This window comes from Hypericibacter sp., from assembly GCF_050729195.1.
Lineage (GTDB): Bacteria > Pseudomonadota > Alphaproteobacteria > Dongiales > Dongiaceae > Hypericibacter.
On the sequence record NZ_JBOHKS010000068.1, the window covers coordinates 1 to 20,644 of the forward strand.

The following is a 20,644-nucleotide window of genomic DNA, read 5'->3' on the forward strand; positions in this document are numbered from 1 at the left end:
TCCCAGAGCAGCCCCCAGGATTCCTCCTGGCCCTGGAGATCGACGAGATCGGTGCGATAGGTGATCGAGGTCTGACCCCAATCGAAGGGGATGAACCATTGCTGGCCATCGACGACCGTCGTCGGCAGGGTTTTCAGTGGCTCGAACAGGTCGCCCCAGTTCGAGAGCTTGCTCGTGTCGATCGGGGCCAGCATGCCGGCCTCACGCCAGCGCCGGGTCATGGTGCTGCACGGATGGGTCACGTCGGCGACGAAGCCGCCGCGCAGCTTTTGCAGCGCCTCCTCATTGTCGCCGAAGACCGGCGTCTCCGGCGGCGCACCATGCTTCTCGACATAAGCGGGAAAAAGGTCCGGCGTGTTGTAATCGGACCAGGTGTAGTAGATCGCCTCGTCGCCCGCCGCGGCCCGGCGCGCCGCGACCGGGATCGTCACCATCGCCAGGCCGGCCGCCGCCAGCGCCTTGCCGAAAGCGCGGCGATCCATCCGGCGATCCGTCAGCCTCTCGAGAACTGTCCGACTGCTCATCCGATCCTCCCCTGCGTTGCGAGATCATGGCCCTTGCGACGGAGCCGGCCCCGATCATAGCGCGACGTTTTCCCCTCCGCCTCTCCCTCGTACGGGTTACGTTCGTCACTGAAAGGAGCGGACGGCGAAACCGCCGGGTGAAGGGCGCGAGGAAGGCGGGGGATCAGAGAGGGGGTGGGCGCTAGCCCTTCTTCGCCGCGTCCTGCAATGCCTTGACGCCGGGCAGTGTCTTGCCTTCGAGCCATTCGAGGAAGGCGCCGCCGGCGGTCGAGACATAGGTCAGCGCATTGACCACGCCGACCTTGCCGAGCGCCGCGACGGTATCGCCGCCGCCTGCGACCGACAGCAGCCGCCCCTGGCGAGTCAGCTCCGCGACTTTCACGGCGAGGCGCGCGGTTCCTTCGTCGAAGGGCTCCGTTTCGAACGCCCCCAGCGGCCCGTTCCAGACCAGCGTGCGGCAACCCTCGAGACGTCGTGCGATCGCATCGGCGGTGCGCGGGCCCACATCGAGGATCATCTGATCGGGCGGCACGGCGTTGATGTCGACGGTCCGGCTGTCGATACCGGGCTCGAGCTTCGCCGCCACCGTCGCATCCTCCGGCAACAGGATATCGCAGCCGGCATCGCGCGCCTTCTTGAGCACGCTGCGCGCGGTCTCGGCCATGTCCCGCTCAGCCAGCGACTTGCCGATGGCGATGCCATTGGCGAAGAGGAAGGTGTTGGCCATCCCGCCGCCGATCACGAGCAGGTCAACCTTCCGCACCAGGTTGCCCAGGAGGTCGAGCTTGGTCGAGACCTTGGCGCCGCCGACGATCGCGGCCACCGGGCGCTGCGGCGTCTCCAGCGCCTTGGTCAGGTGATCGAGCTCGGCCTGCATCAGGAGACCGGCCGCGGCCGGCAGCAGGTGCGCGATCCCCTCGGTCGAAGCATGGGCGCGATGGGCGCAGGAGAAGGCGTCGTTCACATAGAGATCGCCGAGCCGCGCAAGGGCCTTGGCGAAATCGGGATCGTTCTTTTCCTCGCCGGGATGGAAGCGGAGATTCTCCAGCAGCAATACCTCGCCCTTCTTCAGGGCCGCGACCGCCTTCTCGGCGACCGGCCCGACGCAATCCTCGGCGAAACCGACCTTGCGCCCGCCCAGTGCAACACCAAGCGCTTCGGCGATCGGCCGCAGCGACATCGATTCCACGCGCTTGCCGTCCGGGCGGCCGAAATGGGAGAGGATGATCACCTTGGCGTCACGGTCGATCAGGGCCTGGACCGTGGCCGAGGAGCGGTCGATCCGGGTCGGATCGGTGACGCGCCCGTCCTTGACCGGCACATTGAGATCGAGTCGCAGCAACACGCGTTTGCCGGCGACATCGAGCTGATCGAGGGTGCGGAATTGAGCCATCGCGGGGGGAATCCCGTGTCAGTGGGGGAGGTGCCGGCAAGACGGGAGCCCGGTCGGGCCGGCCCCGGCGGCGGCGGGAGGCGGCATCATTCCCAAGCCCGCCGACAAATGCAATTGTGGCGGGGAACAGCCTCGGGGGATGAGATCGGGGCCAACACGCCGCCAGGCTGAAGGGGACTTTCGAATGGCTTATCGGACCGCCCTGATCACCGGGGCGTCGAGTGGAATCGGAGAGGCGATCGCGCGCGCGCTTCCCCCTTCCACCAACCTGCTGCTGACAGGCCGCGACCGGCCGAGATTGCAGGCCCTGGCGGACGCCCTGGCCAGCAATGGCCGTTCGGTCGAGTTCGAGACCGCCGATATCGGGACGGATGAAGGCTTGAATCGCCTGGTCGCGTGGGCCGAGCCCTATGAGCCCGATCTCCTGGTCAACAATGCCGGCTTCGGACGCTTCGGCAAGGCGCTGGCCGAGGCACCGCCCGAAGAAAGCGACGAGGCCATCGTCAAGGTCAACATCCTGGCGCCGGTGACCCTGACCCGCGCGCTGGCGCCGGGCATGGTGAAGCGTGCGCGGCAGAACGGACACCGCGCCGGGCTCATCTATGTGGCGAGCACCGTCGCCTTTTTCCCCGTGCCCTATCTGGCCACTTACGCGGCCAGCAAACATTTCCTCAGGGCTTATGTCGAAGCGATCGCCAACGAGCTGCGCCATGACCCAGTCGACCTCGTGGCCGTGTGTCCAGGCGTGACCCGGACTGCCTGGCTCGAGCGCGCGCATATGCCCGTGCCTCGCTTCGCCAAGGTCGACGAGCCGGAAGCCGTGGCCCGCGTGGCCCTCGCCTCGATCGGCAAGCGTCCCGTCCAGATGGTAGGCTCGCAGGGCCATATCGCCGCCTGCCTCGCCCGCTTCCTGCCGCGCCGGTTTATCGTGGCGGCGATGGGTCTGATGGCCGAAAGCTGGGGCTGAGGCCCGTATACAAGCCGGCCGTAGATCTGTAATATATTGATATTACTATATAATATAAAATCCTAGGATGGCGACAAGAGCGATCGGCCCGCCCTGCCCGATTGATTGCATTTAAGGAAAGCTTTTACGGGCCTAGGCGCAAGGTTGGCCGGTTGCCACATTAGGGGCGGTGGGGCACCCGAGTCGTTCGAGTCGGGTCATGCCCCATCACGGGACCTTCCAGACCATGGCCACACCCGCATGACCGCTTCTCTGGTCTCGCCGCAAGCCGAGCCGGCGCCTCGCTGGCTCGCGAGCTATCCCGCGGACGTGGACTGGAATGCCGTGATCGAGCCGAAGCCGGTCTATGCGCTGCTGGATCATGCGGTCGCCACCTGGCCCGATCGCGTCGCGCTCGACTTCATGGGCCGTCGCACCAGCTATGCCGAGCTCGGCCGCCAGGTCGATCGCGCCGCCAAGGGCCTGTCCGCGCTGGGCCTCGGCCCCGGCATGAAGCTAGGGCTCTTTCTGCCGAACTGCCCCTATTTCGTGGTGCTCTATTACGCGGCGCTCAAAACCGGCGCCACCGTCGTCAATTTCAATCCGCTCTATACGCCGCCCGAGGTGACGCGCCAGGTCGAGGATTCCGAGACCGACATGATGGCGACCCTCGATCTGGCGCAGCTCTACAACAAGCTGGATCCGCTCCTCGCCAGCACGCGGCTCAAGCGGCTGATCGTCTGCTCGATGGCCGAGAGCCTGCCGACGGCCAAGCGCTGGTTCTATCAGATCGCCATGCGCCGCACGCTGGTGGAGCCGCCGCGCGACGAGCGCCATATCCGCTTCGCCGACCTGATCGCGAATGAGGGCGGCTTCGCCCTGCCGCCGATCGATCCCCTCCGGCAGCTGGCATTGTTGCAATATACCGGTGGCACGACCGGCATCCCCAAAGGCGCGATGCTGACCCATTCGAATGTCTACACCAACGCCGAGCAATGCCGCCTCTGGTTCCCGGTCGGCAATGGCGACAAGGCCGAGCAGGAGATCATGCTGGGCGTACTGCCCTTGTTCCATGTCTTCGCCATGACCGTGGTGATGAACTGGAGCATCCGGGTCGGCGCCGAGATCGTCCTGCTGCCGCGCTTCGAGATGAAGGGCATGATGCAGACGATCGCCAAGCGCAAGCCGACCGTCTTCGCCGGCGTGCCGACCCTGTTCAACGCGATCATCAACAATCCCAAGGTCGCCAGCTACAAGATGGACTCGCTGCGGTTCTGCATCTCCGGCGGCGCGCCCCTGCCCGACGAGGTGCGCGCGCGGTTCGAAGGCATGACCCACGCCAAGCTGGTCGAAGGCTATGGCCTCTCGGAAACCTCGCCGGTCGTCTGCTGCAACCCGCCCTTCAGCGGCGGGCGCCCCGGCTCGGTCGGGCTGCCTTATCCCCGCACCGTGATCGAGATCCGCGAGGCCGATCCGCCGCACAAGCTCTTGCCGCAAGGCGAACGCGGCGAGATCTGCGTGCGCGGGCCGCAGGTGATGGCGGGCTACTGGAAGCGGCCGGACGAGACCGCGGCCAACACGGTCGATGGCGCCTTCCGCACCGGCGATGTCGGCTATATCGATGCGGACGGCTATGTCTTCATCACCGACCGCCTCAAGGACATGATCAATGCCAGCGGCTACAAGGTCTATCCGCGCCTGATCGAGGAAGCGATCTATCGCCACCCCGATGTCGCGGATTGCGCCGTGATCGGCGTGCCCGACCCCTATCGCGGCCAGACCGTGAAGGCCGTGGTCGTCGCCAAGCCCGGCAAGACCCTGACCGACAAGATCCTCACCGAGTTTCTCGCCGACAAGCTCTCGAAGATCGAGATGCCCACGGCCTTCGAGTTCCGCGACTCCCTGCCCAAGACCGCCGTCGGCAAGATCGACAAGAAAGTCCTTCAAGCCGAGGCTTCCGCCGAAAGGAAATCCGCATGACCCGCTCCGCCGTCATCGTCGGTTATGCCCGCACGCCCTTCCACTTCGCGCATAAGGGCGCGCTCGCCAAGGTGCGGCCGGACGATCTCGCCGCCACCGCGGTGAAGGCGCTGCTGCAGCGCACCGGCGTTCCCGCCGCCGATATCGAGGATCTGCAGATGGGTTGCGCCTTCCCCGAAGGCGAGCAGGGCTTCAACGTCGCGCGCCTCGTGGTGCTGCTGGCGGGCCTGCCGCAGAGCGTCGCCGGCGCCACCGTCAACCGCTTCTGCGGCTCCTCGATGCAAGGCATTCATACGGCCGCGGGCTCGATCGCGATGGGGGCGGGTGACGTCTTCGTCTGCGCCGGCGTGGAATCGATGAGCCGCGTGCCGATGATGGGCTTCAACCCGATGCCCAATCCGGTTCTCGCCGACAAGGTGCCTGGCGCCTATATGGCGATGGGCATCACCGCCGAAAACCTGGTGCGCAAATACAAGATCGGCCGCGACCGCCAGGACGCCTTCTCGCTGACCAGCCAGCAGCGCGCCAGCGCCGCGCAAGCCTCGGGCAAGTTCGATGCCGAGATCGTGCCGGTCGGCTCCGGCAACGACATCGTCGCCAAGGATGGCTGCATCCGCCCCGACAGCACGCTCGAAGGCCTCAAGAGCCTGAAGCCGGTGTTCGAAGCCGATGGCAGCGTCACCGCCGGCAGCTCCTCGCCGCTGACCGACGGCGCCTCGGCCGTGATGGTGACCTCGGAGGACTATGCCAAGGCCCACGGCCTGAAGATCCTGGCCCGCATCAAGAGCATCAGCGTTGCCGGTTGCGCGCCCGAGATCATGGGCATCGGCCCGGTCGCCGCGACCCGGAAGGCGCTCGACCGCGCCAAGCTCAAGGTCGACGATCTCGACGTGATCGAGCTCAACGAGGCCTTCGCGGTCCAGGCGCTGGCCTGCGCCGATGAGCTCAAGCTCGATCTCAACAAGACCAATATCGATGGCGGCGCCATCGCGCTCGGCCATCCGCTGGGCGCCACGGGCGCGCGCATCACCGGCAAGGCCGCGCAGATCATGGCGCGCGAAGGCAAGAAGTTCGCGCTCGCCACCCAATGCATCGGCGGTGGCCAGGGCATCGCCACCATCCTCGAGGCGGTCTGATCCATGGCGCCGCGCAAATCCGCCAAACCCGGCGAGCTTTCGATCCGCAAGGCGGCCGTGATCGGTGCCGGCGTGATGGGCAGCGGCATCGCCGCCCAGATCGCCAATGCCGGCGTGCCGGTGATCCTGCTCGACATCGTGCCGAAGGATAAGGACGGCAAGCCCGCCGCCGACCGCAGCGTCATCGCCAAGAGCGCGATCGAGAAGCTGCTCAAGACCGATCCCGCGGCCTTGATGCTGCCGGCCAATGCGGCGCTCATCACGCCCGGCAATACCGAGGACGATCTGGGCCTCCTCGCCGACGTCGATTGGGTGGTCGAGGCGGTTCTCGAAAATCCCGAGATCAAGCGCTCGCTCTATCAGAAGATCGAGCCCCTGCGAAAAAAGGGCTCGGTGATCTCCTCCAACACCTCGACGATTCCGCTGGCGACCCTGATCGCGGGCATGCCCGAGAGCTTCGCGCGCGACTTCGTTATCACCCATTTCTTCAATCCGCCGCGCTATATGCGGCTCCTCGAGATCGTCTCGGGGCCGAAGACCAATCCGGATTCGCTGGCGGTGATCGAGGAGTTCGGCGACCGCGCGCTCGGCAAAGGCGTGGTCCATTGCAAGGACACGCCGGGCTTCATCGCCAACCGCATCGGCGTCTATTGGATGCAGGCCGCGGTGACGGCGGCGCTCGATCTGGGGCTGACGGTCGAAGAGGCCGACGCCGTGATGGGCAAGCCGCTGGGCATTCCCAAGACCGGCGTGTTCGGCCTGCTCGATCTGACCGGCCTCGATCTCCAACCCCATGTCGACGGCGCGCTCGCACAGGCGCTGCCCAAAACCGACGATTATCAGCGCATCCGGCGCGACTTCCCGCTGCTGCAGAAATTGATCGCCGAGGGCTATACCGGCCGCAAGGGCAAAGGCGGCTTCTACCGGATGCAGCGCGACGAGCATGGCGGCAAGACGCTCGAGGCCATCAATCTCAAGACAGGCGAGTTCAAGCCGAAGACCGAGCCGCGGCTCGAAAGCGTCGAGGCCGGCCGCCAGGGCTTGCGCGCGGTGGTCGAGCATCCCGATCGCGGCGGGCAATATGCCTGGAAGGTACTCTCGCAGCTCCTGCCCTATACCGCCTCGCTGGTACCAGAGATTGCCGACGATATCGTCGCGGTCGATCGCGCCATGCAGATGGGCTACGCCTGGAAATGGGGTCCGTTCGAGCTGATCGACCGCATGGGCGCCGACTGGTTCGCCCAGCGCCTCGCGGCCGAAGGCAAGGCCGTGCCGCCGCTGCTCGCGGCGGCCGCCAAGGCCGGCGGCTTCTACAAGATCGAAGGCGGCAAGCTGCTCTATCTCGGCACCGACGGGAGGCATCATCCTGTGGTGAGGCCCGAGGGCGTGCTGCTGCTCGAGGACATCAAGCGGGCGAGCCAGCCGGTGGCGGAGAACAGCTCGGCCAGCCTCTGGGATATCGGCGACGGCGTCGTCTGTCTCGAGTTCCACAGCAAGATGAACGCGCTCGACGACCAGATCCTGGGTTTGCTCAAGCAATCGATCGGCATCGTCTCCAAAAAATACAAGGCGCTGGTGATCTATAACGAGGCCGACCAATTCTCGGTCGGCGCCAATCTCGGCCTTGCCCTCTTCGGCGCCAATATCGGCATGTGGCCGTTGATCGAGAATCTGGTGAGCGAAGGCCTCGCCACCCTGAAGGCGCTGAAATACGCGCCCTTCCCCTCGGTCGCGGCACCGGCCGGCTTGGCGCTGGGCGGCGGTTGCGAGATCACGCTTCATGCGCGCGCCGTCGTCGCCCATGCCGAGAGCTATATCGGCCTGGTGGAGGTCGGTGTCGGCCTCATTCCCGGCTGGGGCGGCGCCAATGAGCTGCTCGAGCGCTACACGGTCGAGAAGGGCCGCCCCGGCGGACCGATGCCGCCGGTGACCAAGGCCTTCGAGACGATCTCGATGGCCAAGGTCTCCAGATCGGCGGCCGAGGCGCGCGAGCTGGGCTTCCTCAGGCCCACCGACGAGATCGTCATGAATCGCGAGCGTCTGCTGGCCGCGGCCAAGGCCCGCGCCTTGTCGATGGTCGCCGACTACAAGCCGCCGGAGGTGCCGGTCTTCACCCTGCCCGGCGCCACCGGCCGCACCGCGATCCGTCTCGCGGTCGATAATTTCGTCGCGGCCGGCAAGGCCATGCCGCATGACCGCGTCGTCGCCGAAGCGCTCGCCGAGCTCCTCACCGGCGGCAAGGATGCCGACATCGAGGTCAAGACCGAGGAAGAAACTCTGCGCAAGCTCGCGGCCAAGGGCTTCATGAGCCTGATGCACACCGAGCCGACGCTCGCCCGCATGGAGCACATGCTCGAGACCGGCAAGCCGCTGCGGAATTGACGACGTGGGCTGCGAAATCGCGTCATCCCCCTCCCTCACCCTCCCCCACAAGGGGGGAGGGGACAGTTTTTCCGATCTGCAGCGGTTACCTCGTTTTATCCCCTCCCCCTTCAAGGGGGAGGGCAAGGGAGGGGGCTGTTCGGTGCTTCAGCATCGATCGGTTCGGCTCTCTTCGCCTCAGCTCTAAAGGAGCGCCTTCATGCCCGATTATAAAGCCCCGCTTCGCGACATCCGCTTCGTGCTTCATGAGCTGCTGGACGACAGCAAGCTGACCGTGCTGCCGGGCTATGCCGAGGCGACGCCCGAGCTGGTGGACAGCGTGCTCGATGCCGCGGCCAGCTTCTGCGAGGAGCAGCTGGTGCCGTTGAACCGGCCCGGCGACGAGATCGGCTCGCAGCTCGCCAACGGCGTCGTCACCACGCCGCCCGGATTCAAGGAAGCCTACAAGGCTTTTGCGGAGGGCGGCTGGATCTCGCTGGCGAGCGATCCCGAATATGGCGGACAGGGCCTGCCCAAGCTGGTGAGCTTCGCGGTCGAGGAGATCATCTGCTCGGCCAATCTCTCCTTCGGCATGTTCCCCGGCCTCTCCAACGGCGCCTATAACGCGCTGGCGATGCATGGCTCGGACGAGCTCAAGAGTTTCTATCTGCCCAAGCTCACCACTGGCGAATGGTCCGGCACCATGTGCCTGACCGAGCCGCAATGCGGCACCGATCTGGGGCTGGTGCGCACCAAGGCCGAGCCGCAGGGCGACGGCAGCTACAAGATCACCGGCAACAAGATCTTCATCTCGGCCGGCGAGCACGACCTGACCGACAACATCCTGCATCTGGTGCTGGCGCGTCTGCCCGACGCGCCCGTCGGCACGCGCGGCATCAGCCTGTTCCTGGTGCCGAAATTCATGCCCAAGCCGGATGGAAGCCTGGGTCCGCGCAACGCGGTCTCCTGCATCGCCATCGAGAAGAAGATGGGCATCCATGCCTCGCCCACCTGCCAGATCGCCTTTGACGGCGCCACCGGCTGGCTGGTCGGCCGCCCGCATAAGGGCATGTCGGCGATGTTCACCATGATGAATGCCGCGCGCCTCGGCGTCGGCGTGCAAGGGCTCGGCATCGCCGAGGCCGCCTATCAGGGTGCGCGCGATTACGCGAAGCAACGGCTCCAGGGCCGCGCGCCGCAAGGCGCCCAGGCGCCCGATCAGCCCGCCGATCCGATCATCGTCCATTCCGATATCCGCCGCATGCTGCTCACCATCCGCAGCAAGACCGAAGCCGCGCGCGCCCTCGCGCTCTGGGTCGGACAGGAGCTCGATATCTCGCTGAAGCATCCCGACGCCGCCGCACGCGAAGCGGCCGACGATCTGGTGGCCCTCCTGACGCCGATCGTGAAGGCGGCCTTGACCGATCTTGGATTCGAGGCGGCCAATCTCGGCATGCAGGTCTGGGGCGGCCATGGCTATATCCGCGACAACGGCATGGAGCAGTTCTCGCGCGATGCCCGCATCACGCAGATCTATGAAGGCACCAACGGAATCCAGGCACTCGACCTGGTGGGCCGCAAGCTCGGCCTCTCGATGGGCCGCCTGCTGCGCCGCTTCTTCCATCCGGTCGGTGCCTTCATCGAAAGCGGCATGGCGGAGCCCGCCATGGGCGAGTTCATCCTGCCGCTCGCCAAATGTTTCGCGCGGCTGCAGCAGGCGACCGCCTTCGTCGCCGAGACCGGCATGAAGGACCCCGAAGCCGCGGCCGCGGTGGCGCCCGATTATCTCAAGCTCTTCAGCTACACCGTCTTCGCCTATCTCTGGGCGCGCATGGCGAAGCTGGCGCTGGCGAAGCAGAGCGGCGACGAGGCCGAGTTCTACAAGGCCAAGCTCGCCTGCGCCCGTTTCTATCTCGAGCGCATCCTGCCCGAGCATTCGGCCCACTTCGCCATCATCATGACCGGCAAGGGCGCGCTCGCGGGAATGCCGGCCGAGGCGTTTTGACGGTGAGAGTTAGGCCCCCAGCAGAACCCTATATGACTTCAGCCCTCTCCAGGATTTCCCGGCGTTCGCTCTCATCGTAGTTCGCGGCAAACCATCCGAGATCGCGCTGCCCTTTGGCGATCGCCAATACGGCGATAATGCAGGAGACGAGCGGCTCGGTATTCGCGACCCTTAGCTCCCTCAACCCGATGTCGACAAGTCTTTGCCAGGCAGCCTCATAGGCCGCCCTAAGATTCCCCGGCAGATCGGGATTACGACCGTTCTGCCGAGCAAGTTCGATCGTCGTGACGAGCGCGTAGGTATTGTAGTCCGGCACGCCTCGCAGTTCGTGGATATGCAAGAGAGCGGGCACGGCGGCGTATGAGGCTGTGTCCACATCGTTCTGGTGATGAAGCTCGTTCCAGAGCTCTTTCCAGGCTTTTTCAACCTCGACGCCCTGCAGCAGCATTTTCAGTGCTCCGCGAGGGTCGTACGGCTCGCGGTACCCACCTATGAGGCGAGACCACTCGTCTTCGTTGAGGTTCACACCAAAACTCATACAACCAGTTTGCCAGCCCGGCCTATTGGGTGCCACGCTAAAAAGCTCACTGCGCTTTCTCCGGTAGGGGATCACCCTGCTCAGACCTATGCAGACCGGCCACGCTTCCACCATTTGACGGCGACGAGCAGCAGGAACTCGGCACCGACCTTGAGGCCGAGCTTGCTGCTGCCGGCCTGGCGCGGACGGAAGCGATAGGGGATCTCGCCGGCGCGCAGCGGCCGGCCGGCGGACGCCACCAGATCGAGCAGGATCTTGTAGCCGCGGGGCGACAGGCGCGGGCCCAGCTCCTCGATCAGTTCGCGCCGCATCAGAAAGAATCCCGACATCGGATCGGAGAGCGGCGTTTCGCGAGTGAGCGACCGGCTCGCCCGGCTGCCGGCACGGCTGAGCCAGGCCCGGCCGCGGCCGGCGAAGCCGTCGCCGGAACCTCCCGGCGCGTAACGCGTGGCGACCACGAGCTCGAGCTCCCTTGCTTTGGCCAAGGCCAGCATCGCCGGAAGCTGGGCTTCGTCATGCTGGAGGTCGGCATCCATCAAGGCGACAAAAGGCGCTTGGGTCGCGAGAAATCCCTCGATCGCGGCCGAGGCCAGCCCACGCCGGCCCTTGCGCAGCAGACAGCGGATCCGCGGATGGGCCAGCGCCTCGATGCGCGCCGCGGTCCCGTCGGGCGAATCGTCATCGACCAGGATGGCCTCCCAGTCGATGCCGGGAAGGGCGCGGTCGAGCGCCTGCGCCAGCGGCGCGACATTGTCGGCCTCGTTGAAGGTCGGCAGGACGATGCAGAGTTCGGCCATGGACGCCGGATCGTGAAGACGCAGGACAGAAAAGGTCTTAGCGCGAATTCATTCCACCGGCCACGAACAACGAAGCCCCGCCGGGGAGTGACCCCGGTCGGGGCTTGTCTCAGGCCGGCCTCTTCGGCCCGCCCATGGGTTCTTAAGAACCATGTGTCGCGCGTGCTGACGCAATCGCGCGTTCCAAGTCTCCAGATTGTGAGCGATCCCGCCGGTGCGAGCCGGCAGGGTCCGGCAATCAGCGGGATCGTGGCCCCGCGTCGCGGCAGGGCCTCGGTTTTATGCCCGGTGGAGTCATGCGGGCTGGCACCCTCCTGCGCTGTTGTTCACACGATGTCCGACGCCGTTTGGCTCAGGCCATCGGGTCGTCCCGCAGGGACGGTCCGCTGGTCGTCGCCGTGAGGCGATCGACGACATCAGCGTTGCGCCATCGTCATTCGGAGTCAACCCGCCCGTTTCGCAGCGCGGCAATTTCCGGTGCACAACCGGGTAATCCGGTGCCGGGCCAGAGCGTTATCGAACAAGGCTCAGACGTACCGGCGAGGCCGACGATTGTCGCTCGGTCCGACGCAAGATCGGCGGTCAGATCTTCTCGCGCTCGGCGAAGAACGCGTCGCTATAGGGATACCACCAGCCCTGCAGCTCGGGGCTGGGATCGAGCATGATCATCTTGGCACGCCGAAAACTGTTGAGCCCGATGCGGCTCAAGGAGCGGCCGAGGCCCGACGCCTTCCAGCCGCCGAACGGCAAGGCTTCGTTGTCGCCCAGCACATTGTTGACCCAGATCATGCCGGCCTCGAGCCGTTCGGTCGCCGCCATCGCCTCGTCGAGCTTCGTGGTGTAGATCGCGGCACCCAGGCCGTAGCGCGTTCGGTTGGCAAGCGCGATCGCCTCGTCGAGGCTCGCGACCTTGCAGATCGGCGCCACCGGTCCGAAACATTCCTGCTGCAGGATCGCCATCTCGGGTCCGCAGCCGGTGAGGATCGTCGGCTCGTAGAACCAGCCCTTGTTGAATTGCGGCGGCACCCTCCCGCCGCAGGCGAGCTTCGCACCCTTGGCGAGCGCGTCATCGACCAGCGCCATCACCTTGTTGCGCGCGGCCTCGCTCACCAGGGGCCCGATCTCGACCCTTCCCATGCCGGGCCCGACCTTGAGCGCCTGGGCGCGCGCGGTCATCGCCGCGACGAACTCGTCATGGACCGCCTCATGCACATAGAGCCGCTCGGCCGCGGTGCAGATCTGGCCCGAGAGATGGAAGGCCGCCGTGACGGCCGCGGCCGCGGCGACATCCACGGGAGCCGAGTCCATCACGATCATCGGATCGCTGCCGCCGCCTTCGATCACGCAAGGCTTCATCAGCTCGCCGCAGGCGGCCGCGACGCGGCGACCCACCTCGGCGCTGCCGGTGAAGGCGACGGCGCCGATCTCCGGCGCCTTGATCAGGGCCTGCGCGGTCTCGGCCCCACCGGTGACGCAGGCGACGAGGCCCGCGGGCAGCAGGCGGAAATGGCGCATGAAATGCAGCGTGCAGAGCGAGGTCGCCTCCGCCGGCTTCACGATCACCGCATTGCCGGCGGCGAGCGAAGCCGCGACGGTGAAGGCCATCAGCACGATCGGGAAATTGAAGGGCAGGATATGGGCGCTTACCCCGATGGGAAACCAGCGCATGATCTGCAAGGATCCGGGCGAGGTCGGTCCCGCCACTTGTCCTCCCTCGTCGCGCGCCAGCTCGGCGAAATAGCGGAAGATCGACGCCACATTCATGAGCTCGCCCACCGCCTCGGCATAGGGCTTGCCCATCTCCCTGACCATCAGCGTCGCGGTCTCACGATGGCCCTGGGTCTCGATCGAATCCGCCAGACGATGCAACAGCCCCGCGCGGGACTTGGCATCGAGGGCCGCCCAATCGCGCTGAGCCGCAACCGCCCCCGCCAGCACCGGCGCCAGACTCGACGCGTCGGCGGTGGCGATCTCGCCGACGCGCTCGAGATTGGAAGGATCGATCACCGGCTTGCGCGAGAGCGCCGGCAGGATGCGCCATTCGTGATCGACGAAGATCGAGCCTACGAATGGATCGAATTTTGCCTCGGCCATGATTTCCCCCTCGCCTGCGCGCCTGATCGGCATTCTCGGAGGAAGATTAGACCAAACCAGAGATGTCGGGCGAGACGTCCGGCCGAGGCGATCAGTTCAGCGCCTTTTTCACCATGGCCGCGGCGGCGCGCTTCGCGATCTCCTCGGGCGGCACATCTTCGACATGGGTCGCGATATGCCAGAGATGACCGAAGGGATCCTGAAAGCTTCCCGACCGATCGCCATAGAACTGGTCCTGCACCGCCCGCAATTCCTTGGCACCGGCCGCCATCGCCGATTTCGCCACCGCATCCACATCCGTCACATAAAGATGGATATGCACCGGCGACCCGCCAAAAGCCTTGGGCCCCTTGGCATTCATCTCGGGATACTCGTCGGCCAGCATGATGCACGAATCGCCGATGGTGACTTCAGCGTGACCGATGCGCCCATCGGGCATCGGCAGGCGAAACGCTTCCCTGGCACCGAAGGCCTTCTTGTAGAACTCGATCGCCTTGGCGGCGCCGTCGACCATCAGATAGGGCGTGATGCTGTGATGATTGTCGGGAATGGGCTTGGCTTTACCGGCCATGATCCGCTCCTTCGCTCTGGGGGACGCTTCAGGCGTGAGAGCATCGCGCCGGACAGCCGCGCGAGGCTAGCCCCGCCGGGGCGTCATTGTTGTGACAGCGAAGGAATGCTGAAGGATAATTAAGCCGCGGCTCAGCGGATCATATAGACCTTGCGCATGGTCTCCTCGATCCGACAGGTGCCCTTCCAGTCTTTCGGGAAGAACGCGACCGTGTCGGGCCGGATCTCGATCACTTCACCCGATTCGTGGGTGTAGGTGCAGCGGCCGGCGATGAAGTGGCAATATTCGTCGCTGGTCACATGGCAATTCCAAGTGCCGGGCGTGCAGATCCAGATGCCGGTCTCGCTGCGACCGCCCGGGCCCTTGAAGAGCAGCTTGCCCGAGGTCATGGACTTGCCCTCGATCATGGTCGGCACCGCGCCCCAATCGACCAGCGATCCCTGGTTGAGCGGGTTGCGCATGACGGGCGAGGCGCCGCGATCGAGCGCGGTCGGCGTGCGCGCGAGCATGTAGGTGTTGCGCGTCGTCTCATGCACGTCGCAGCGCCCGGTCCAGCCCGAGGGGAAATGCACGACGGTCTCGGGGCCGACCTCGATGGTCTCGCCATTATGCTCGGTATAGGTCGCGCGGCCGGCGAGGAAATAGCAGATCTCGTCGCCCGGGATGGAGAGGCGCCAGGATCCGGGCGTCACGACCCAGAGCCCGCTCTCGATCGTGCGCTCGCCATTCTCGTCGCGTTTATACAAGAGGCGTCCGCTCGAATGGGAGCGGCCCTCGATCGCGTCCGGCTGATCGCCCCAATCGACCAGGTCGTTGTAGTTTTTGGCCGGATAGATATGCGGCGCCGACGAGCCTTCGAGCTTCACGACAGGCCCTCCGCCATGCCGGGCTGCTCCGCCACCTGGGCGATAAGGCGCGCGGCCTTTTCCGGCCCCTTCTGCGACTGCATGTAGCTGGCGCAGGCCTCCAGCCGCAGCTTCATCGCGCTGTCGCCCAGGAGCCGCCGGATCGTGGCGGCGAACTGCTCGTCGCTCCAGGCATAGCGCCGCAGCTTGGCGCCGAAGCCCGTGTCCTGGATGCGCGTCGCATTGTCGAGGCCATCCCAGCAATAGGGCATGATGATCGCGGGCTTCCCGAAATAGAGCGCCTCGTTGAAGCTGTTATTGCCGCCGTGATGGATGAAGAGATCCACATGGGGAATGACCGCCGGCTGCGGATACCATTTCTCCAGATGCACATTGCCGGGGACGTCCTGGTACTGGTCGATGAAGTCGCCGACATTCATCAGGAAGCGGTAGGGCAGCTTGCCGAACAGCGTCAGCATGCGCTTGTAAAGATCGACGTCGGCGGCGCCCAGGCTGCCGAAGCTCACATAGATGAGCGGCTTGCCCTCGTTGGCGGCGAATTTCGGCACCGCGTACTTGCCCTCGTCGCGCACGCAGCCATCGAGATATTGGAAGCGCTTGGGGTCGAGGCCTTTTCGCCGCTTGAAGCGCAGAGGCTTGGGATAGAGCAGCAGATTCATATAGGGCGAGGTCTCGAAGAACTCGCCCAGCTCATAGGCCGGGTGGCCGACCTTCGCGAGGAATTTGTTGAAGCGGTCATGGGCCGGCTTCACCTGCTTCAGGAACTCGGACTCGAATTCATGGAAGCAGGCCTTGTCGTTCTCGCCGCAGCCGGAGAGATGGGGCGGGATATCCGGGTCCGCGACCTCGTTCTCCGAGCAGGAGATGATGCGGATCCAGGGCTTGCCGATCATCTTGATGGCCGGGAACAGGATCACATTATCGACGCAGACCACGTCCGGCTTGAGGCTCTGGAGATGGGCCAGCAGCATCTCGTGCGAGTTGACCGCGGTATCGACGATCATCTCCCAGACCGGGATCACATAGGTCGGGATCTGCTCGATCGGCGAGAGCCGGAAATGGGGCAGATGCTGGGCGATGAAGTCGGACCAGAAACGGGCCGCTTCCTCGTCGGGCACGCCGCCCGACATGTCGACCAGCTTCTCCTCGAAGCCATAGCCCTCGAAGACGCCCTTGAAGCCCTTGTCGCAGACGAAGACCGGGTCGTGGCCCATCTGGCGGAGCTGCTGGGCGACGCCCACACAGTTGAGCGCAGGGCCGAAGGCAGCCTCCGGATAGAGAACGACGCGCTTGCCCTTCTTCGCCAGACGGGGGCGGGACAGGGGCGCCTTGGCAAGGCCAGCCTTGGAAGCAGGATTGGCCTGGGTAGAGGAACGGGGCGCCGAAGCCCTGGCTCGTTTCGGCTTCGGCGCGACCGTCTTTCTGGCTGTCGCTTTCGGCGATCCCGCGGCCTTCTTGGCCTTGGGGGCCGATGGTCTTTTGGATTTGGCGCCGGCGGCGGAGATACGGGCTGATTTCCTTGGGGCGGTCTTCGGTTTGGCGGCGGTCTTACGCCCTGCCGCCCGCTTCACCGATTTTTTCTTTGCCGCCTTTGTTTTCGCCTTCTTTCTCGCCGCCTTCGCCATCATCCATCCTCGTCCGTCATTCACTCGATCGTTGTCGCCTGAGCCCTTATTGCGGTTTGTCGGGATCGGGCTTGGGCGTCGGCGCCCAGGCCGAAGAGGCCGCGGGCTTGGGCTCCGCCGGGCTGTGGCTCATGGGTGCCGCGGCCGGAGCGGGTGCCGGCTTGGGCGCCGGCTTGGGTGCCGGGGCCGGTTTCGGGGCCGCCATGGCGGGCTTCGGTGCCGGGGCGGGCGCCGGCTTGGGAGCCGGGGCGGGCTTCGGTGCCGCTGCCTTCTTCTTCACCGCCGCCTTCTTCTTGGCGGCCTTCTTGGCAACCTTCTTCTTGGCGCTGCGCCGGGGCGCTACCTTGCGCTTCGCGACTTTCCGCTTCGCCGTCTTCTTTGCGGATTTCTTCTTGGCGGCCTTCTTCTTCGCCGCCTTCTTCTTGACTGATCGTCTGGCCATAGATCCTCCCCCTAACAAGGTTGGATATCGGACGCGCCGGTGGCGCGCTCGCCGGATTCTTCGATCCGAGATTTGGAGTGTTCCGTTTCGGCGCGCGCTTGTCCAGCGCGCCCATCGCAAGATCGATCAGTTCGTGAGCAGTCTCGCCCGTTCCTTCGTCCATTCGCACGCGACCGCAGCACCTTCGGTCATCTCGGGCAGCGACTCCTGACCGGCACCGAGACGCGCCACCAGGGGCCGTGCCAGACCGGCGATGCGGACATGGAGAATGAGGTCCTGGCCCAGATAGGCGATGCTCTCGACTCGGCCGGAAAGCCCGTCGCCTGGCGCTGCTGGCGTCGCGGGACGCACCCGGATTCGCTCCGGCCGGATCGCCAGCGAAGCCGGCGTTCCGGCCGGCAGGGCACTCTCCGAGGCTGGCAGCACCCGGCCCAAACCCTCGGCAACCAAGCCGCCCGGCGCGGCCTTTCCCTCGATCAGGTTCATCAGCCCGATGAAATCGGCGACGAAGCGGTTGGCCGGCTCCTCATAGAGCGCGCGCGGCGAGCCCAGCTGGGCGATCCGGCCCTGATTCATCAGGGCGATCCGGTCCGCCATGACCAGGGCCTCCTCCTGGTCGTGGGTCACGATCAGGAAGGTGATGCCGGTCTCATGCTGCAGCCGCTTGAGCTCGAGCCGCATCTGGTCGCGCAGCTTCTTGTCGAGGGCGGCCAGGGGCTCGTCCAGCAGCAGGAGCCGCGGCCGTTTGACCAGGGCGCGGGCGAGCGCCACACGCTGGCGCTGGCCGCCGGAGAGCAAATGCGGCTTCCTCCCGGCCACGTCCTCGAGCTGCACCATCGCCAGAGCCTCGGCGGCGCGGCGCTTCAGCTCCGCCCCGCGGATGCCCTCCATCTCCAGCCCATAGGCGACATTGCCCTCGACCGTCATATGCGGGAACAGGGCATAGGACTGGAACATCATGTTGATCGGGCGCCGGTTGGCCGGCATCGCGACCAGATCCTTGCCGCCGAGTGCGATCCGCCCGCGATCCGGTGTCTCGAATCCGGCCAGGATGCGCAACAGGGTGGTCTTGCCGCAGCCCGACGGGCCCAGCAGGGCGAAGAACTCGTTCTCGCGGATCTCGAGGTCGATTCCGGCCAGCGCCGCCACGGGGCCGAAGGACTTTTCCACAGAGGCGATCTGGATCAGCCCGGTCATGCGCCCGACCCCCGATTAAAGCGCTGGGCCAGCAGCATCAGGGTGAAGCTCACCAGCAGCAGCAGGGTGGCGATGGCGTTGATCTCGGGCGTCACGCCGAAGCGGATCATGGCGTAGATCTTCATCGGGAAGGTGGTGGAGCCGCTGCCGGCACCGGCGGAGAAATAGGCGATCACGAAATCGTCGATCGAGAGGGTGAAGGACAGGAGGGCCGCCGCGATCACGCCCGGCAGGATGATCGGCAGGGTGACGCGCCGGAAGGTGGTCCAGGCTCCCGCCCCCAGGTCGATCGAGGCCTCGATCACGGAGCGGTCGAAATTCCTGAGCCGCGTGCGCACCACGGCCGCGGCGAAGGCGATCACGAAGACGCTCTGCGACAGGACGATGGTGTAGAGCCCGAGCGTGAATTGCAGCAGCGTGTAGAAGGACAGGAGGGCGATCGCCAGCACGATGTCGGGAATGATCATCGGCACCATGACGAAGCTGTCGAGCAGGGTCGAAGGCCGCCCGCGCTCGAGCCCCAGCGCCAGGAGCGTGCCCCCGGCGGTCGAGATCAGCGTGACGGCAAGGGCCACCAGCAGGCTGTTGGCGACCGACTTCAGGATCTCCGGGTTCTGGATCAGCGCGCCATACCATTTGAAGGAAAAGCCGGTCCAGGCTGTCGGCATGCCGCCCGCGTTGAAGGAAAGCACGATGAGGGTCATGATCGGACCATAGAGGAAGAGATAGATCAGCAGCGCATGCGCCTTGAGCAGCCGGCGCGTACCGCGGCCCTGCAGCCTGGCGAGGGCGCTGGCGTCAGTCATAGGTGCCCATCCGCCGCGCGCGGTTGACGAGATAGGCTTGGAGGCTCAGGAGCGCCATCATCACCCCCATCAGGATGAAAGAAAGCGCGGCGCCGAAGGGCCAGTCGCGCGCATTGAGGAACTGGTCATAGATCAGATTGCCGACCATGACCGTGCGCCCGCCGCCCAAGAGGTCGGGCGTGATGAAATTCCCCATGCTGTAGACGAACACGAAGATGGCGCCGGCGGCGGCCCCCGGCACCGTCAGCGGCAGCGTGATGCGCCGGAAGCTGGTGAAGCCGGGCGCGCCCAGATCGGTCGAGGCCTCGATCAGGTCGGACGGGAGCCGGCTGATGGCCGCATAGAGCGGCAAAATCATGAAGGGCAGATAGGCATAGACCAGCCCGACCAGGATCGCGAACTCGTTATAGAGCAGGTCGACCGGCTCGCTGGTCAGGCCGAGCCAGGAGAGAAGGCCGTTGATCAGTCCCTGCCGGTTCAAGATCACGATCCAGGCATAGGTGCGGATCAGATAGTTGGTCCAGAAGGGCAAGACCGCCAGAAGCAGCAGGATCTTCTGCCAGCGCAGCGGCGCCGTCGCGATCAGATAGGCCATGGGATAGCCCAGGACGAACGCGATCAGCGTGGCGAGGCCGGCGATCTTGAGCGAGGTGAGGAGGATGCCAAGATAGAGGCTGTCGGCGGCGCGGCTGTAATTCTCGAGCGTGAAGATGTAGTCGATGCCGCCATAGGTGCCGCGCTCGAAGAAGCTCAAGACCACGACGAGCGCGCAGGGCAGCACCAGGAAGAGGGCGATCCATCCCAGCGGCAGCGCCAGCAGGCCGGCGCGCGTCCGGGCGGCCGGCGACCATCGCGGCAGGCGCGGCTCGGCGGTGGGGAGGGCGATCGAGCTCATCGGAAGCGACGAACCGGATGAGGCGAAGACGGGGCCGTCCCGAACGACCGGGACAGCCCCGCTTCCGCCGTCAGCCTTACTGCGCCGAGGTGATCTCGGTTACGGCGCGGGTGTAGTCCTTCTGCGCCTTGCCCAGATCGCGCAGCTGTTCCTGCTTCATCAGATCCGCCGGCGTCATGCCGATATTGGGATATTGCTCGATCAGCTTCGGATCGAGGCCTTCCATCGCCTTCTGGTTCGGCACCTTGTAGAGGATGTTCTCCGCCACCCAGCGATGCACCTCGGGCCGCAGCACATAGTTGATGAAGGCCATGGCCGCGTCCTTATGCTCCGAGGCCGCCGTCACCACCATGGTGTCGACCCACATGTCGCTGCCTTCCTTCGGGATCACGAACTTGATGGCCGCATTCTCGGCGATGCCGTAATTGCACCAGCCGTCCCAGGCCTGGACCAGCACCGCCTCGCTCG

18 protein-coding genes are annotated in these 20,644 nt (G+C 65.7%); 5 read left to right on the plus strand and 13 right to left on the minus strand.

Features of this window, described 5'->3' with window-relative positions; genetic code table 11:
• Together ACREE8_RS05600 and ACREE8_RS05605 are read right to left on the minus strand one after the other, a co-directional pair.
• On the minus strand, window positions 1–524 hold a 524-nt coding region (locus tag ACREE8_RS05600; RefSeq protein WP_431571995.1), incomplete at its 3' end, for an ABC transporter substrate-binding protein.
• A 181-nt stretch (window positions 525–705) separates the two neighbouring features.
• Complete coding sequence (locus tag ACREE8_RS05605; RefSeq protein WP_431571996.1) at window positions 706–1,917, minus strand: phosphoglycerate kinase; 1,212 nt, start codon at window positions 1,915–1,917, stop codon at window positions 706–708.
• 184 nt (window positions 1,918–2,101) lie between these two features.
• On the opposite strand from ACREE8_RS05605, the gene ACREE8_RS05610 reads away from it, so the two are divergent.
• From ACREE8_RS05610 to ACREE8_RS05630, 5 genes are all read left to right on the plus strand, one after another.
• Entirely contained in the window at window positions 2,102–2,884 is a 783-nt protein-coding gene (locus ACREE8_RS05610) for an SDR family NAD(P)-dependent oxidoreductase (protein ID WP_431571997.1), read from the plus strand.
• A 240-nt stretch (window positions 2,885–3,124) separates the two neighbouring features.
• On the plus strand, window positions 3,125–4,843 hold the full coding sequence (locus ACREE8_RS05615) for a long-chain-fatty-acid--CoA ligase (protein WP_431571998.1): 1,719 nt from the start codon (window positions 3,125–3,127) through the stop codon (window positions 4,841–4,843).
• The gene (locus ACREE8_RS05620; protein ID WP_431571999.1) at window positions 4,840–5,979 is read left to right on the plus strand and encodes a thiolase family protein; all 1,140 of its coding nucleotides are present in this window, start codon (window positions 4,840–4,842) and stop codon (window positions 5,977–5,979) included. Before ACREE8_RS05615 ends, ACREE8_RS05620 begins: the two co-directional genes overlap by 4 nt.
• Before the next feature lie 3 nt (window positions 5,980–5,982).
• The gene (locus tag ACREE8_RS05625) at window positions 5,983–8,361 is read left to right on the plus strand and encodes a 3-hydroxyacyl-CoA dehydrogenase/enoyl-CoA hydratase family protein (protein ID WP_431572000.1); all 2,379 of its coding nucleotides are present in this window, start codon (window positions 5,983–5,985) and stop codon (window positions 8,359–8,361) included.
• Between the two features lie 199 nt (window positions 8,362–8,560).
• Complete coding sequence (locus tag ACREE8_RS05630) at window positions 8,561–10,345, plus strand: acyl-CoA dehydrogenase C-terminal domain-containing protein (protein ID WP_431572001.1); 1,785 nt, start codon at window positions 8,561–8,563, stop codon at window positions 10,343–10,345.
• A 28-nt stretch (window positions 10,346–10,373) separates the two neighbouring features.
• Here ACREE8_RS05630 and ACREE8_RS05635 read toward each other — a convergent pair whose 3' ends face one another.
• The 11 genes from ACREE8_RS05635 to ACREE8_RS05685 all read right to left on the minus strand — a co-directional run.
• Window positions 10,374–10,793, minus strand: coding sequence for a hypothetical protein (locus ACREE8_RS05635; protein WP_431572002.1), 420 nt, complete (start codon window positions 10,791–10,793; stop codon window positions 10,374–10,376).
• Window positions 10,794–10,969: 176 nt separating this feature from the next.
• Complete coding sequence (locus tag ACREE8_RS05640) at window positions 10,970–11,680, minus strand: polyprenol monophosphomannose synthase (RefSeq protein WP_431572003.1); 711 nt, start codon at window positions 11,678–11,680, stop codon at window positions 10,970–10,972.
• A 582-nt stretch (window positions 11,681–12,262) separates the two neighbouring features.
• Window positions 12,263–13,774, minus strand: a complete 1,512-nt coding sequence (locus ACREE8_RS05645) for an aldehyde dehydrogenase family protein (protein WP_431572004.1) — start codon at window positions 13,772–13,774, stop codon at window positions 12,263–12,265.
• Between the two features lie 91 nt (window positions 13,775–13,865).
• Complete coding sequence (locus ACREE8_RS05650; RefSeq protein ID WP_431572005.1) at window positions 13,866–14,345, minus strand: VOC family protein; 480 nt, start codon at window positions 14,343–14,345, stop codon at window positions 13,866–13,868.
• 131 nt (window positions 14,346–14,476) lie between these two features.
• Complete coding sequence (locus ACREE8_RS05655) at window positions 14,477–15,211, minus strand: cupin domain-containing protein (protein ID WP_431572006.1); 735 nt, start codon at window positions 15,209–15,211, stop codon at window positions 14,477–14,479.
• Window positions 15,208–16,425 (minus strand): nucleotide disphospho-sugar-binding domain-containing protein, encoded by a 1,218-nt coding sequence (locus ACREE8_RS05660; RefSeq protein WP_431572007.1) that lies wholly within the window; start codon window positions 16,423–16,425, stop codon window positions 15,208–15,210. Before ACREE8_RS05660 ends, ACREE8_RS05655 begins: the two co-directional genes overlap by 4 nt.
• Before the next feature lie 457 nt (window positions 16,426–16,882).
• Complete coding sequence (locus ACREE8_RS05665) at window positions 16,883–17,278, minus strand: hypothetical protein (RefSeq protein ID WP_431572008.1); 396 nt, start codon at window positions 17,276–17,278, stop codon at window positions 16,883–16,885.
• Between the two features lie 126 nt (window positions 17,279–17,404).
• Window positions 17,405–18,475: an ABC transporter ATP-binding protein gene (locus ACREE8_RS05670; RefSeq protein ID WP_431572009.1), complete on the minus strand. Its 1,071-nt coding sequence runs from the start codon at window positions 18,473–18,475 to the stop codon at window positions 17,405–17,407.
• Window positions 18,472–19,281 carry an ABC transporter permease gene (locus ACREE8_RS05675; RefSeq protein WP_431572010.1) on the minus strand — a complete coding sequence of 270 codons (810 nt, stop codon included), beginning with the start codon at window positions 19,279–19,281 and terminating at the stop codon, window positions 18,472–18,474. Before ACREE8_RS05675 ends, ACREE8_RS05670 begins: the two co-directional genes overlap by 4 nt.
• On the minus strand, window positions 19,274–20,176 hold the full coding sequence (locus ACREE8_RS05680) for an ABC transporter permease (protein ID WP_431572011.1): 903 nt from the start codon (window positions 20,174–20,176) through the stop codon (window positions 19,274–19,276). Before ACREE8_RS05680 ends, ACREE8_RS05675 begins: the two co-directional genes overlap by 8 nt.
• 76 nt (window positions 20,177–20,252) lie before the next feature.
• Window positions 20,253–20,644 (minus strand): ABC transporter substrate-binding protein (locus tag ACREE8_RS05685; protein ID WP_431572012.1); only part of this gene is annotated, 392 nt, incomplete at its 5' end.

Bases quoted from the DNA above. Each gene is read 5' to 3' on its own strand.
- ACREE8_RS05625 (WP_431572000.1), top strand. From the start codon at position 5,983: ATGGCGCCGCGCAAATCCGCCAAACCCGGCGAGCTTTCGATCCGCAAG.
- ACREE8_RS05660 (WP_431572007.1), bottom strand. From the start codon at position 16,425: ATGGGCCACGACCCGGTCTTCGTCTGCGACAAGGGCTTCAAGGGCGTC.
- ACREE8_RS05630 (WP_431572001.1), top strand. From the start codon at position 8,561: ATGCCCGATTATAAAGCCCCGCTTCGCGACATCCGCTTCGTGCTTCAT.
- ACREE8_RS05675 (WP_431572010.1), bottom strand. From the start codon at position 19,281: ATGACTGACGCCAGCGCCCTCGCCAGGCTGCAGGGCCGCGGTACGCGC.
- ACREE8_RS05635 (WP_431572002.1), bottom strand. From the start codon at position 10,793: ATGCTGCTGCAGGGCGTCGAGGTTGAAAAAGCCTGGAAAGAGCTCTGG.
- ACREE8_RS05680 (WP_431572011.1), bottom strand. From the start codon at position 20,176: ATGAGCTCGATCGCCCTCCCCACCGCCGAGCCGCGCCTGCCGCGATGG.
- ACREE8_RS05605 (WP_431571996.1), bottom strand. From the start codon at position 1,917: ATGGCTCAATTCCGCACCCTCGATCAGCTCGATGTCGCCGGCAAACGC.
- ACREE8_RS05610 (WP_431571997.1), top strand. From the start codon at position 2,102: ATGGCTTATCGGACCGCCCTGATCACCGGGGCGTCGAGTGGAATCGGA.
- ACREE8_RS05650 (WP_431572005.1), bottom strand. From the start codon at position 14,345: ATGGCCGGTAAAGCCAAGCCCATTCCCGACAATCATCACAGCATCACG.
- ACREE8_RS05670 (WP_431572009.1), bottom strand. From the start codon at position 18,475: ATGACCGGGCTGATCCAGATCGCCTCTGTGGAAAAGTCCTTCGGCCCC.
- ACREE8_RS05620 (WP_431571999.1), top strand. From the start codon at position 4,840: ATGACCCGCTCCGCCGTCATCGTCGGTTATGCCCGCACGCCCTTCCAC.
- ACREE8_RS05665 (WP_431572008.1), bottom strand. From the start codon at position 17,278: ATGGCCAGACGATCAGTCAAGAAGAAGGCGGCGAAGAAGAAGGCCGCC.
- ACREE8_RS05640 (WP_431572003.1), bottom strand. From the start codon at position 11,680: ATGGCCGAACTCTGCATCGTCCTGCCGACCTTCAACGAGGCCGACAAT.
- ACREE8_RS05615 (WP_431571998.1), top strand. From the start codon at position 3,125: ATGACCGCTTCTCTGGTCTCGCCGCAAGCCGAGCCGGCGCCTCGCTGG.
- ACREE8_RS05645 (WP_431572004.1), bottom strand. From the start codon at position 13,774: ATGGCCGAGGCAAAATTCGATCCATTCGTAGGCTCGATCTTCGTCGAT.